The organism is Neobacillus sp. GCM10023253, from assembly GCF_042653105.1.
Classification (GTDB): domain Bacteria; phylum Bacillota; class Bacilli; order Bacillales; family Cytobacillaceae; genus Neobacillus; species Neobacillus citreus.
In genome coordinates, this window is record NZ_JBHSHV010000003.1 from 396,345 (window position 1) to 410,653 (window position 14,309).

Annotated in this window: 12 protein-coding genes; all 12 read left to right on the forward strand. The window is 42.3% G+C overall.

Features of this window, described 5'->3' with window-relative positions:
- The first annotated feature begins 6 nt into the window (after window positions 1–6).
- The 12 genes from ACFPA1_RS02375 to truB all read left to right on the forward strand — a co-directional run bounded on the left by ACFPA1_RS02375 (window position 7) and on the right by truB (window position 14,281).
- Window positions 7–795: a phosphatidate cytidylyltransferase gene (locus ACFPA1_RS02375; RefSeq protein WP_213140769.1), complete on the forward strand. Its 789-nt coding sequence runs from the start codon at window positions 7–9 to the stop codon at window positions 793–795.
- 29 nt (window positions 796–824) lie between these two features.
- The gene (dxr, locus tag ACFPA1_RS02380; protein WP_213140768.1) at window positions 825–1,967 is read left to right on the forward strand and encodes a 1-deoxy-D-xylulose-5-phosphate reductoisomerase; all 1,143 of its coding nucleotides are present in this window, start codon (window positions 825–827) and stop codon (window positions 1,965–1,967) included.
- Between the two features lie 87 nt (window positions 1,968–2,054).
- Window positions 2,055–3,317 (forward strand): RIP metalloprotease RseP, encoded by a 1,263-nt coding sequence (rseP, locus tag ACFPA1_RS02385; protein WP_213140767.1) that lies wholly within the window; start codon window positions 2,055–2,057, stop codon window positions 3,315–3,317.
- A 155-nt stretch (window positions 3,318–3,472) separates the two neighbouring features.
- The gene (locus tag ACFPA1_RS02390; RefSeq protein ID WP_378581093.1) at window positions 3,473–7,798 is read left to right on the forward strand and encodes a PolC-type DNA polymerase III; all 4,326 of its coding nucleotides are present in this window, start codon (window positions 3,473–3,475) and stop codon (window positions 7,796–7,798) included.
- 224 nt (window positions 7,799–8,022) lie between these two features.
- Window positions 8,023–8,493: a ribosome maturation factor RimP gene (gene rimP, locus ACFPA1_RS02395; RefSeq protein WP_213140765.1), complete on the forward strand. Its 471-nt coding sequence runs from the start codon at window positions 8,023–8,025 to the stop codon at window positions 8,491–8,493.
- Window positions 8,494–8,531: 38 nt separating this feature from the next.
- Window positions 8,532–9,659 carry a transcription termination factor NusA gene (gene nusA / locus ACFPA1_RS02400; protein WP_213140764.1) on the forward strand — a complete coding sequence of 376 codons (1,128 nt, stop codon included), beginning with the start codon at window positions 8,532–8,534 and terminating at the stop codon, window positions 9,657–9,659.
- A 17-nt stretch (window positions 9,660–9,676) separates the two neighbouring features.
- Window positions 9,677–9,961 carry an RNase P modulator RnpM gene (gene rnpM / locus ACFPA1_RS02405; protein ID WP_213141303.1) on the forward strand — a complete coding sequence of 95 codons (285 nt, stop codon included), beginning with the start codon at window positions 9,677–9,679 and terminating at the stop codon, window positions 9,959–9,961.
- Complete coding sequence (locus ACFPA1_RS02410; protein WP_213140763.1) at window positions 9,958–10,260, forward strand: YlxQ family RNA-binding protein; 303 nt, start codon at window positions 9,958–9,960, stop codon at window positions 10,258–10,260. Before rnpM ends, ACFPA1_RS02410 begins: the two co-directional genes overlap by 4 nt.
- 20 nt (window positions 10,261–10,280) lie before the next feature.
- Entirely contained in the window at window positions 10,281–12,587 is a 2,307-nt protein-coding gene (infB, locus tag ACFPA1_RS02415) for a translation initiation factor IF-2 (RefSeq protein WP_378581096.1), read from the forward strand.
- Complete coding sequence (locus tag ACFPA1_RS02420) at window positions 12,587–12,865, forward strand: DUF503 domain-containing protein (RefSeq protein ID WP_378581850.1); 279 nt, start codon at window positions 12,587–12,589, stop codon at window positions 12,863–12,865. Before infB ends, ACFPA1_RS02420 begins: the two co-directional genes overlap by 1 nt.
- A gap of 17 nt (window positions 12,866–12,882) precedes the next feature.
- Window positions 12,883–13,254, forward strand: coding sequence for a 30S ribosome-binding factor RbfA (gene rbfA, locus ACFPA1_RS02425; protein WP_213140761.1), 372 nt, complete (start codon window positions 12,883–12,885; stop codon window positions 13,252–13,254).
- A 106-nt stretch (window positions 13,255–13,360) separates the two neighbouring features.
- Window positions 13,361–14,281 (forward strand): tRNA pseudouridine(55) synthase TruB, encoded by a 921-nt coding sequence (gene truB, locus ACFPA1_RS02430; RefSeq protein WP_213140760.1) that lies wholly within the window; start codon window positions 13,361–13,363, stop codon window positions 14,279–14,281.
- Window positions 14,282–14,309: the final 28 nt, after the last annotated feature.

Below are 14,309 nucleotides of genomic sequence, written 5' to 3' on the forward strand. Positions count from 1 at the left end.
CAGTAGATGAAACAAAGAATTATTACAGGAGTCGTAGCAGCGGCACTTTTTTTGCCAATCGTATTTTACGGCGGGCTTCCGTTCGTATTATTGACTTATTTGCTAGCAACCATTGGGCTATATGAACTATTAAGGATGAAGGGCTTGAGCATTTTTTCTCCATACGGGTTCCTTTCTCTGCTTTTCCTTTGGGTTATTTTATTCCCTGCACAATATAATGAAATAATGGCGGACTTTTACTATTCAAAAACAGAGCTAGGCATTGCTTTTATTCTTTTATTATTGACCTATACGGTCATTACAAAAAATCGTTTTACTTTTGAGGATGCCGCTTTTACAGTGCTTTCGGCAATTTATACAGGTATTGGTTTTTATTTTCTCATGGAAACGCGAGAAGCTGGTCTTGTGTATGTTTTTTATTCCTTATTCATCATTTGGGCAACTGACTCAGGGGCTTACTTTATTGGGAAGGCGATGGGCAAGAAGAAATTATGGCCGGAAATCAGTCCTAACAAAACGGTTGAAGGCTCAATTGGCGGTATTGTTTGTGCCGCTGTAGTGGCAATTATGTTTGCTGTTTTTGGCGATATGAATGCCGGGATTGTTACAATAGTAGGCATGACCATCGTTCTATCCGTTTTTGGACAAATCGGAGATCTTGTCCAATCTGCCTACAAACGCCATTTTAATGTAAAAGATTCAGGAACCATTTTACCGGGACATGGAGGCATTCTAGACCGGTTTGACAGTTTATTATTTGTTTTACCATTATTGCATTTTTTCCACCTTTGGTAAGAGGTTTTTCTTTTTAGGAGTTGACTTGTTTGAAGACAATTAGTTTACTGGGTGCGACCGGGTCCATCGGTACCCAAACCCTGGATATTTTTCGGGAGCACCCTGAAGAGTATAAATTAGCTGCCATTTCCGTTGGCAAAAACATCGATTTAACGCGAAAAATAATTGCGGAATTTCAGCCTGAGCTTGTTTCTGTACAAACGATGGCTGATTATAATACATTAAAAGCAGAATTCCCTATGCTTAAGTTTACGTTTGGCGAGGAAGGGCTGATTGAAGCAGCGGTTTATGACAAGTCGGATATTCTTGTCAATGCTGTTCTCGGCAGCGTAGGGTTAAACCCGACGCTGCAGGCGATTGAATGCGGGAAAACAATCGCAATCGCCAATAAAGAAACGCTGGTGACGGCCGGCCATTTAGTGATCGAAGCAGCGAAGAAAAATAATGTTGCACTTCTCCCAGTAGACAGCGAGCATTCGGCCATCTTTCAAGCCCTGCAAGGAGAGAAGGAGAAAAACATTGAACGCTTAATTCTAACTGCCTCTGGCGGCAGTTTCCGTGACCGCACCCGTAGTGAACTGGAGCAAGTGACAGTTGAGGAAGCATTAAATCATCCGAACTGGTCGATGGGTGCGAAAATCACGATTGATTCGGCAACGATGATGAATAAAGGCCTCGAAGTTATTGAAGCACATTGGCTGTTTTCACTTGGCTATGAAAAAATTGATGTATTGCTTCACAAGGAAAGTATTATTCATTCTATGGTTGAATTCCATGATACAAGTGTGATTGCCCAGCTGGGAACACCGGATATGCGGGTACCGATCCAATTTGCACTTTCCTATCCGGACCGATTGCCTCTTACCACAGGGAACCGCTTAAATTTGGCGCAAATTGGGACACTCCATTTTCAGGAAATGGATATGGAAAGGTTCCGCTGTTTGAAGTTTGCCTATGAGGCTGGGAAAATCGGTGGCACGATGCCAACTGTTTTGAATGCGGCAAATGAAGCGGCAGTCGCGGCATTCCTAGAAGGAAAGATTCGCTTCCTGCAAATAGAAGATTTGATTGAGCAGGCCTTAAGTGCTCATCAAACGACCCGGCATCCGAGCTTAAGTGTAATCCAAGAGGTTGACAAGGAAACGCGGCAGTTTGTAAATTCACTGCTATAAAGTTAATAAGCGCCTTGACCAAGGGCGACAGACAGATATTGAGGTCTAAAGGTACTTTCTAAACCAAATAAAAAGGTGGTTTTATTATTGAGTACAGTCATTGCCTTTATTGTGATATTTGGCGCACTCGTTTTTTTTCATGAATTAGGACATTTTATTTTTGCAAAACGGGCAGGCATCCTTTGCCGCGAATTTGCGATTGGGATGGGTCCGAAGGTCTTTTCCCACAAAAAAGGAGAAACCACATACACTATTCGTCTATTGCCAATCGGCGGATTTGTCCGGATGGCTGGCGAAGATCCGGAAATGGTTGAAATAAAGCCAGGCTATCGAATTGGACTATTATTTGATAAGAACGGCCAAGCAACCAAGCTTATCTTGAATAATAAAGAAAAGTACCCAAATTGCCGTATTGTTGAGGTTGAATATGCAGATATTGAAAAGGACCTAATCATCAAAGGGTTCCCTGAGGATGACGATGAAAATTTGCAAACCTTTACGATTCATCCAAAGGCAGTCATTGTCGAAAATGGCGTGGCATCACAAATCGCACCATTGGATCGGCAATTTGCTTCTAAAACGTTAGGACAGAGATTTATGGCCATCTTTGCGGGCCCGATGATGAATTTTGTATTGGCATTTGTGGTATTTATTATCATTGCTTTATTGCAGGGAGTACCGACTAACGATCCGAAACTGGGTGAGATTACCCCGGATGGTGCCGCGAAAGCAGCAGGACTACAAAAAGGGGATATTGTCCAAAGTATCGATGGTTCTGAAATTAGCAGCTGGTCTGATGTTGTTGAAATTATCCGCAAAAATCCAAACGAAAAGCTTGATTTTTCAGTTGTACGTAATGGAAAAGAAATGGATATTTCGGTTACGCCTAATGAGAAAACGGTGGAAGGCAAAAAAATGGGGATTATCGGTGTTTACAGCCCGGTTGAAAAGTCGCCAGTCCAAGCCGTTACAGCAGGCGCCAAAGAAACCTATTTCTGGACAACGCAGATTTTTGTTATGCTCGGTAAATTAGTAACCGGACAATTTTCCATTGATGCCTTATCAGGTCCGGTCGGAATTTATGTTTCCACGGATGAAGTGGCCAAATCGGGGATCTTCTACCTCATGAAGTGGGCTGGAATTTTAAGCATCAACCTTGGGATTATGAACTTACTGCCAATCCCGGCATTAGACGGGGGAAGGCTGATGTTCTTCGCAGTAGAGGCCGTTCGCGGCAAACCGATTGACCGTCAAAAAGAAGGAATGGTCCACTTTATCGGCTTTGCGCTGCTAATGCTGCTGATGCTCGTTGTGACCTGGAACGATATCCAACGATTTTTCTTAAAATAATTAAGAAGGGGCCGGTTTTTTGGCCCCTTATTTTTTTGTTAAAAATGGATAAACCTTTCTGTCGAATTAACCCGAATCTTTTCGGATGATATGGTATAATTACTTTCTGAAATAGACTAGAAAAAGAGATTTTTAAAGAGGGGAGAGATGAGAGGATGAGCGAAAATGCCTTAGGCAAAAAAGAGCGATTCCAACTCTTACTCCAGCAGCTGCAACTAACTGAAGATGCAGTCGTTATGCATTTCCAAAATGCGCAAATCGAAAGGCTACTGGTAGAAAAGAAAGCGAGAAAATGGCACTTTCAATTTTTATTGGAAAAAGTCCTGCCATTCAATGTATTCACGCGGTTTACTGCCCAAATTGAGCGAACTTTTTCAAACATTGCAGCAGTATCATATGATATAAAAGTTACCAATCAAGAAAACGCCTCAGAATTAATCAGCGAATACTGGAGCTATTGCATCCAGCAAATTGATGGAATCTCCCCGCCGCTCATTAAACTTTTACATGAACAGCTGCCTGTGGTAAGCGGCAATAAGCTTACCGTTTCGGTTAGAAACGAGGCAGAGGGATTAACCCTAAAACGTAAATATGGGCCATTAATCGGTGAAATTTATCAATCCTTCGGGTTCCCGCTGTTTTCCTTTGAGATTGATATAAAAAGTGAAGAACATAATGAGGAATATCAACAATTTTTAATTGCTAAACAAAAGGAAGACCAAGAACGTGCCTTAATGGCAATGGTCGAAATGCAGAAACAAGATGCCGAGAAAGAGCAGGGAGGCGGTGATGTGCCGCAAGGTCCGCTTTCAATCGGTTTGACAATTAAGGATAACAACGAGCTCCGCAGCTTAATTGATATTGTCGATGAAGAAAGACGAGTTGTCGTCGAAGGTTATATATTTGATGCGGATATTCGTGAGCTGCGCAGCGGCCGCTCCTTGTTAACCTTTAAAATTACCGACTACACCAGTTCCATAATGGTTAAAATGTTCTCCCGCGACAAAGAGGACGCATCTGCCTTCCAACTTGTTAAAAAGGGAATGTGGGTAAAGGTCCGCGGCAGCATTCAAAATGATACTTTCGTTCGTGACCTTGTCATGATTGGTAATGATATTAATGAGATTAAGCCTGCTGGCCGGAAGGATACTGCTCCAGATGACGAAAAAAGGGTCGAACTGCATTTGCATACCCCGATGAGCCAGATGGATGCAGTAACTCCTGTCGCTACTTTAATTGCCCAAGCAAAAAAATGGGGCCATAAAGCCATAGCTGTTACCGACCACGCCGGAGCCCAATCCTTCCCGGAAGCCTACAGTGCCGGGAAAAAGAATGATATAAAGATTCTTTATGGTGTTGAAGCGAATCTGGTCGATGATGGTGTACCGATTACCTTTAACGATGCCCACAGGCTTCTCGCTGAAGATACTTATGTCGTGTTTGACGTTGAAACAACGGGTCTTTCAGCCGTATACGATACGATAATCGAGCTTGCTGCTGTAAAGATAAGGAACGGCGAAATCATTGATCGGTTTGAATCATTCGCTAATCCGCATCATCGCTTATCAGCGACAACCATCAACCTGACAGGCATCACCGATGACATGGTGCAAAATGCTCCAGAGGTAGCTGAAGTTTTACAGAAATTCTATGACTGGACTGGGGATGCTGTCTTAGTTGCTCACAATGCTTCCTTTGATATGGGATTCTTGAATGTCGGTTATAAAAAAATTGGTATTGGAAAAGCCAAAAACCCTGTCATCGATACGCTGGAATTGGGCCGTTTCCTGTATCCAGAATTAAAAAACCATCGATTAAATACCTTGGCGAAAAAATTTGATATCGAACTGACCCAGCACCATAGGGCGATTTATGATGCAGAAGCAACCGGATACTTATTATTGAAAATGTTGAAGGATGCTCAGGAAAAAGAGATTATTTACCATGATGAATTTAATGATCACATGGGAAAAGGAAATGCCTATCAAAGAGCCCGTCCTTATCACTGTACGCTTTTGGCGCAGACTGAGCATGGGTTGAAAAATTTATTTAAGCTCGTTTCTATTGCACATATTGAATATTTTTATCGTGTACCGCGTATACCTCGGTCGGTGCTGCAAAAATATCGCGAAGGAATACTTGTTGGTTCCGCATGTGATAAAGGAGAAGTTTTTGAGGGGATGATGCAAAAGTCTCCTGACGAAGTGGAGGCCGTAGTAGGCTTTTATGATTATATCGAGGTTATGCCGAAACCGGTGTATGCTCCGCTCCTTGAAATGGAACTGGTTCGTGATGAACGGGCGCTTGAGGAAATTATCGGCAACATCGTTGCACTTGGTGACAAGCTCGGAATACCAGTTGTAGCTACAGGTAATGTTCACTACTTGAACGAAAACGATAAGATATACAGAAAAATATTAATAAGCTCACAGGGCGGTGCTAACCCTCTGAACCGTCATGAGCTTCCGGATGTTCACTTTAGAACGACAAATGAAATGCTTGATGCCTTTTCATTTTTAGGCAAAGAAAAGGCAAAGGAAATCGTCGTCACAAATACAAATAAAATTGCGGATATGATTGACGTCATAAAGCCAATAAAGGATGATTTGTACACACCAAGAATTGAAGGTGCGGATGAAGAAATGCGGGAAATGAGTTATGCCATGGCCCGGAAAATTTATGGCGATGAGCTTCCGGAAATTGTTGAGGCCCGTTTGGAAAAAGAATTAAAAAGTATCATCGGGCATGGATTTGCCGTTATTTATTTGATTTCCCATAAGCTTGTTAAAAAATCTTTGGATGATGGGTACCTGGTCGGATCGCGTGGATCGGTCGGTTCCTCATTGGTCGCGACAATGACGGAAATAACTGAGGTTAACCCATTGCCGCCGCATTATATTTGCCCATCCTGCAAACATTCGGAGTTTTTTAATGATGGTTCGGTCGGTTCAGGCTTCGATTTGCCTGATAAAGATTGCCCGCATTGCGGCACAAAATATCGAAAAGATGGCCATGACATCCCGTTTGAAACCTTCCTTGGCTTTAAAGGAGATAAGGTTCCCGATATCGATTTGAATTTCAGCGGAGAATATCAGCCCCGGGCCCATAACTATACGAAGGTGCTTTTCGGGGAGGAATACGTTTATAGAGCTGGAACAATTGGTACCGTTGCCGACAAAACGGCCTTTGGTTACGTTAAGGCCTATCAGCAGGACAATAACCTCCAGATGCGCGGGGCCGAAGTGGAACGGCTTGCTTCCGGCTGTACGGGTGTAAAAAGAACAACTGGTCAGCATCCCGGCGGTATCATCGTTATTCCTGATTATATGGACGTTTACGATTTTACGCCAATCCAATTTCCAGCTGATGATCGAAATTCGGAATGGAAAACGACCCATTTTGATTTCCATTCGATTCACGATAATGTTTTAAAGCTTGATATTCTCGGACACGATGACCCGACAGTGATCAGGATGCTGCAGGATTTGAGCGGTATCGATCCAAAAACGATTCCGACCGATGACCCTGAAGTAATGAAAATATTCAGCGGTACGGAATCCCTTGGGGTAACAGAAGAACAAATCATGTGTAAAACGGGAACGTTAGGCATTCCCGAATTTGGTACCCGGTTTGTTCGACAAATGCTTGAAGATACAAAGCCAACGACCTTCTCAGAACTTGTTCAGATTTCTGGTTTATCACATGGTACGGATGTTTGGCTGGGAAATGCACAGGAACTGATTCAGAATAAGACATGTACCCTAAGTGAAGTAATCGGCTGCCGGGACGATATCATGGTTTACCTAATTTATCAGGGACTTGAGCCATCCTTCGCTTTCAAAATAATGGAATCCGTCCGTAAAGGAAAAGGATTATCGGAAGAAATGGAAGCGGAAATGAGAAGGAACGAGGTACCGGAATGGTACATTGACTCCTGTAAAAAAATTAAGTACATGTTCCCGAAAGCCCACGCGGCTGCATATGTCTTGATGGCTGTGAGGATTGCCTATTTTAAAGTTCATCTTCCCCTTCTTTATTATGCTGCTTATTTCACTGTCAGGGCAGAGGACTTTGACTTAGAAACAATGACGCGCGGCTCTGAGGCTATTCGTGCAAAAATTGGCGATATCAATGCAAAGGGTTTGGAAGCATCGAACAAGGAGAAAAACCTGCTGACGGTGTTGGAGCTTGCGCTTGAAATGACTGAACGGGGCTATTCCTTCCAGAATTATGATTTGTACAAATCGGCTGCATCGGAATTTATCATTGAAGGAGATACGTTAATTCCGCCTTTCAACTCCATTCCAGGGCTGGGAACAAACGCTGCCGTAAATATTGTTAATGCCCGAGGTGCTGGAGAATTTCTATCGAAAGAAGACCTCCAGCAAAGAGGGAAGGTTTCCAAAACAATCCTTGAGTATCTGGACAAGCAAGGCTGCCTTAGCGCATTGCCTGAGCAAAACCAGCTTTCGCTGTTTTAACCTTCCGCTTTTTCTGACTCTAGCTCCTGTGCAAGGCCCTTCCGCTTTTGATATTTGCAACTAATTCATGGTTATGTTATAGTTTTATTGGAAATACTAAGACATACTCTCGTGTACAAGAGTGGGGATTCTCCCACTCTTTCGTGTTGTTTAGGATGATTTTTCATCAGTATTTTAAACTTGCATAGCTACATAGAAGATATTGCTGGAAAAGGAGGTAGGGCATGAGTAAAGTCACCGAGGTTGTTGAAGAACTGGCTGCACCTATTTTTCAAGAGCTTGGCTTAGAATTAGTAGAAATTGAATACGTTAAAGAAGGAAAAAGCTGGTTCCTTCGCGTATATATCGATAAAGACACAGGCGTTGATATAGAAGACTGCGGAATTGTCAGTGAACGACTTAGTGAAAAACTTGATGAAGTGGATCCAATTCCTCATAACTATTTTCTTGAAGTATCATCGCCAGGTGCAGAACGCCCTTTAAAGAAGGATAAAGATTTTGAAAAAGCAATCGGGAAAAATGTTTTTATTAAAACTTATGAGCCTCTTGATGGTGAAAAAGGTTTTGAAGGGACTCTTTTAGCTTTCGATGGTCAAACTGTTACAATCGAAGTGAAAATAAAAACCCGTAAAAAAACGATTGAAATTCCATATGAAAAAGTGGCAAATGCAAGGCTTGCTGTAACGTTTTCTTAAACTTAGAAAAATAAAATAGATTAGGGGGATATACACAAATGAGCAGCGAACTAATAGATGCTCTTATTGTCCTGGAAAGAGAAAAAGGTATTTCCAGGGATGTTTTAATTGAAGCCATTGAAGCGGCGCTTATCTCGGCTTACCGCCGCAATTTTAATCAAGCGCAAAACGTTAGAATTGATTTAAACCTGGAAACTGGTTCAATGCGTGTTTTTGCACGTAAAGAAGTAGTGGACGAAGTGTTTGATCCACGTCTTGAAATTTCCTTAGAAGATGCTATTAGAATCAATCCAAACTATCAGGTTGAGGATATCGTCGAAATGGAAGTAACGCCGAAGGATTTCGGCCGAATTGCTGCCCAAACTGCTAAACAGGTTGTGACACAAAGAGTCAGAGAAGCGGAAAGAGGAATTATTTATTCTGAATTTATTGACCGTGAAGAAGATATCATGACTGGTATCGTCCAAAGACTCGATTCAAAATTTATTTATGTCAGCCTTGGTAAAATAGAAGCTCTGCTCCCAATCAATGAGCAGATGCCAAATGAACGTTATAAGCCGCATGATCGAATTAAAGTATTTATTACTAAGGTAGAAAAAACAACAAAAGGACCTCAAATATTTGTTTCAAGGACTCATCCGGGATTATTAAAACGTTTATTTGAAATCGAAGTGCCGGAAATCTATGATGGGACGGTAGAAATTAAATCTGTTGCCCGCGAAGCAGGCGACCGTTCGAAGATTTCAGTTCACTCCGATAACCCTGAGGTTGATCCAGTTGGATCCTGTGTTGGTCCGAAGGGTGCCCGTGTTCAAGCAGTTGTTAATGAATTAAAGGGCGAAAAAATCGATATTGTAAAATGGTCCGATGACCCGGTTGTTTTTGTAGCAAATGCGCTCAGCCCATCGAAAGTGCTGGATGTTTCAGTAAATGAAGATGAAAAAGCGACAACGGTTGTCGTGCCGGATTATCAGCTTTCATTAGCAATTGGGAAACGCGGACAAAATGCCCGTTTAGCGGCTAAATTAACCGGCTGGAAAATTGATATTAAATCAGAATCTGAGGCTCGTGAAATGGGGATTTATCCTCGTGAAGAAACAATTCGTCTATTCGATGATGGAGCGGATACTGATTTTGACGATTTTAACGATGAAGAATTAGATTAGATCAGAGGTGAATGATGGTGAACACAAAGAAAAAAGTTCCTATGCGGAAATGTGTGGCCACTGGTGAAATGAAGCCGAAAAAAGAACTCGTTCGCATCGTTCGCTCAAAAGAAGGAGATGTATCCGTCGATTTAACTGGAAAAAAATCGGGCAGGGGTGCATATCTTTCAAAGGAAAAAGATGCCGTCCTCTTGGCAAAGAAAAAGAATATTTTGGCAAACCATTTAGAGGTTACGATTTCCGAATCGTTATATGATGAGCTGCTTGAGTTGATAGAGAAGGAGAACGGGTCGTCTAAATGAACGAAAACCAATGGATGTCATTGCTTGGACTGGCCAATCGAGCACGAAAAGTAATATCTGGTGAGGAGCTGAGCGTTAAGCAAATCCGCAGTGGAAATGCGAAGCTCGTTTTATTATCCGCAGATGCATCACAAAATACGACAAAAAAAATTACCGACAAATGTAATTCGTATGAGGTTCCAATTAAAATGGTTGAAAATCGTTATCTTCTTGGCCAGGCGATTGGCAAAGAGGCCCGCGTTGTGGCAGCCGTTTTGGATGATGGATTTGCCAAAAAACTTAAACAAGTGCTCGATTAAATCTTGCGGGGGTGAAAATAATGAGTAAAATGCGTGTTTATGAGTATGCAAAAAAACATAACCTATCTAGTAAAGAAATCATTACAAAATTAAAAGAAATGAACATAGAGGTTTCAAATCATATGGCAACTCTAGAATCATCAGATATTAAAAAGCTTGATGCTGCCTACAATAAAAAGGAAAATAAAGAGCAGCAGAAAAAGACTGGAAATACGGCCGAACAAAACCGAAACAATAACAATAACAATGGTCGACAAACTCAGCAAAAGGTTCAGTCAAAGCCTCAGGTGCAGACTAAAACGACGCCAAAGGCTTATGAGGACGATGATGAAAAACTTGTCGTGCCTTCCAAAGTAAAGGTTGCTCCGGGAGCACCAAAAGCCAAAGAAGGCAAAAAACATGAACAGGAATTTCAATCCAAAGAAAATAAAGCATTTCAAGCTGGGAAAAACAAAAATCGTCCCCATAATAATCAACAACAAAATCGTAATCATCAACAAAATAAGAAGCGGAATCATCAACAAAACCATACGCAGCAATCCCAAGCGCCGCAAAAGAAGAAAGAGAAGGAGCTTCCAGCTAAAATTACCTTCAGTGAATCTTTAACGGTTGCAGAACTGGCCAAGAAGCTGCACAGAGAGCCTTCTGAAATAATCAAAAAGCTGTTCCTGCTTGGCATCATGGCAACAATCAATCAGGATTTAGACAAAGATGCGATTGAATTAATTGCCGGTGAATATGGTGTTGAGGTCGAAGAAGAAATTAAAGTTGATACGACCGATTTGGAAATTTATTTCACAGAGGATTCAACGGAAAACCTAGTGGAACGCCCTGCTGTTGTGACAATTATGGGACACGTTGACCATGGTAAAACAACCTTGCTTGACTCTATCCGTAATACAAAAGTTACCGAGGGAGAGGCAGGAGGAATCACTCAGCATATTGGTGCCTACCAGGTAATTGAAAACGGAAAGAAAATTACATTCCTTGACACACCTGGACACGCTGCGTTTACAACAATGCGGGCCCGTGGTGCGCAAATTACAGATATTACAATCCTAGTGGTTGCTGCAGATGACGGTGTTATGCCGCAGACAGTAGAAGCAATTAACCATGCTAAGGCAGCGGAAGTTCCGATTATTGTTGCTGTTAATAAAATGGATAAACCAGCAGCAAATGCCGACCGGGTTATGCAAGAGCTTACTGAGCACGGTTTAGTAGCCGAGGCTTGGGGTGGAGATACTATTTTTGTTCCGCTATCCGCTAAAACAGGTGAGGGAATCGACAGTCTTCTTGAAATGATCCTGTTAGTAAGTGAAGTAGAAGAATATAAAGCAAATCCGAAACGGAATGCAGTAGGAACGGTCATTGAGGCCAGATTGGATAAAGGACGCGGATCCGTTGCAACCTTGCTTGTTCAGAATGGAACGCTAAAAATTGGCGATCCAATTGTCGTCGGAAATACATTCGGACGTGTGCGGGCAATGGTGAATGATTTAGGACGCCGGGTTAAGGATGCAGGTCCATCTACACCGGTTGAAATTACCGGACTAAGTGATGTACCTCAGGCTGGAGACCGCTTCGTTGTATTTGACGATGAGAAAACAGCCCGTCAAGTTGGAGAATCACGTGCTCAAATCGCATTGGTTGCCCAGCGCGGTGAAAAAACCCGTGTCAGCCTAGACAATCTCTTTGAACAATTAAAGCAGGGAGAAATGAAGGATCTGAATGTCATTTTGAAATCAGACGTTCAAGGTTCTGCAGAGGCGTTAGCTGCTTCCTTGCAAAAAATTGATGTCGAAGGTGTAAACATCAAAATTATCCATAATGGAACAGGTGCCATTAACGAATCTGATATCACGCTCGCGGCTGCTTCAAACGCCATAGTCATCGGCTTTAATGTTCGTCCTGACGTGAATGCGAAACGTGCAGCAGATGCAGAAAAAGTAGATGTCCGTTTGCACCGCATTATTTATAAAGTCATTGAAGAGATGGAAGCGGCCATGAAGGGTATGCTTGATCCGGAATTTGTTGAGAAAGTTATCGGTCAAGCTGAGGTCCGCCAGACATTTAAGGTTTCAAAGGTCGGAACGATTGCCGGTTCATATGTAATTGACGGAAAAATTACCCGTGACAGCGGTATTCGTGTCATTCGTGATGGGGTTGTTATTTTTGAAGGTGAGATTGATGCCTTAAAACGCTTCAAGGATGATGCCAAGGAAGTATCCCAAGGCTACGAATGCGGTATCACCATTAAAAACTTTAATGATGTTAAAGAGGGAGATATTATTGAAGCGTATGTAATGGAGGAAATCGAGCGGAAATGATAATCGGCGCCGCCGTTTGTGAATGCATCATTTACGATGCACATTCCTTAAAAGAGAAGCGAGCTGTTTTACAGCGAATTCTTACTCGTTTAAAACAAAAATTGAATGTGTCAGCAGCAGAGGTTGACTATCACGATGTCTGGCAGCGGACTAAAATAGCCATTGTCGCTGTTACGGCAGCGCGGGTGTCAACAGAGCATGAGCTGCAGAATGCATTAAAACTAATTGACTCGTTTCCAGAGATAGAAAGAACAGTCACCGAAATGGAATGGCTTTAAATGAAGAGGTGAATTGAATGAGCCACAGACCAAATCGTGTTGGAGAGCAAATGAAGAAAGAACTGAGTGACATTATCGGACGCAAGATAAAAGATCCTCGGATTGGTTTTGTGACCGTTACAGACGTTCAGGTAACAGGCGATTTGCAGCAAGCTAAGGTGTTTATTTCGGTATTGGGTGATGATGAACAGAGGGAGAATACGCTTAAAGGCCTTGCAAAAGCAAAAGGATTTATTCGAAGCGAAATCGGCCATCGTATTCGCCTTCGCAAAACTCCCGAAATTATCTTTGAATTCGACGAATCCATTGATTATGGGAATCGCATCGAAACACTTCTTCATGATTTACATTCTGACGGAAGCCCGATGGAAAAAAATGAAGAAGAATAACTCATCTTTTACCAAATAGTTTGCATATCCTCACAAATGAGGAAAATGGATAGACGAAAAAGTCTATCCATTTTTTTCGGGGATGACAGGAAAGAGGTTGTGAAAATTGGAAGGCATTTTACCATTATTGAAGCCTGCGGGGCTTACCTCTCATGATTGTGTTTTTAAATTGCGAAAGATCTTAAAAACAAAGAAAATCGGTCATACTGGAACACTTGACCCTGATGTAACCGGAGTTCTCCCAATCTGTATCGGGAAAGCGACAAAAATAGCCGAGTATATTACAGATGCAGGCAAGGCGTATGAAGGGGAAGTAACCATTGGTTTTTCCACGACAACGGAAGATGCTTCTGGTGAAGTGGTGGAAAAGGAAATGGTTAACCGGACCATCAGCCGCGAAGAAATTCTAAGGGTACTACAGTCGTTAACAGGCGAAATTGAGCAAACACCGCCAATGTATTCCGCCGTTAAAGTGAATGGGGTCCGTCTTTATGAATATGCCCGAAAAGGGATTGTCGTGGAACGCCCATCAAGGAAAGTAATGATTTATTCGATTAACCTTCTGGATGAACGGACTGAATTCGCTGGCGAGACCATCAGCTTCCGCTTTCAGGTTAGCTGCAGTAAAGGCACTTATATTCGAACTTTAGCTGTCATGATTGGTGAGGCTTTGGGGTTTCCAGCGCATATGTCGAAATTGGTAAGGACGCAATCTGCTTCGTACACGCTTACTGATTGCCTTACGCTTGAAGAAGTGGAAAGGTTAATGGCAGAAGGGAGCATTTCGCAGGTTTTACGACCATTGGAATCGGCACTTTCTCATTTGCCGAAAATGCAGATTAATGATAAAGTAGCAGAGAAAGTGAAAAACGGTGCACTTTTAGAAATTCCAGAGAATTTAAAAACTTGTGACGGACCTATTATTGCCGAAACGGCTGAAGGGCTGGCGCTTGCTATCTATGCAAAGCATCCCAATAAGCAAGGCCTCTTAAAGCCGGTGAAGGTTCTAAGAAATGAACTCGAATAAAGGTTCCTGTATAGAAAAGGTGAGTTTC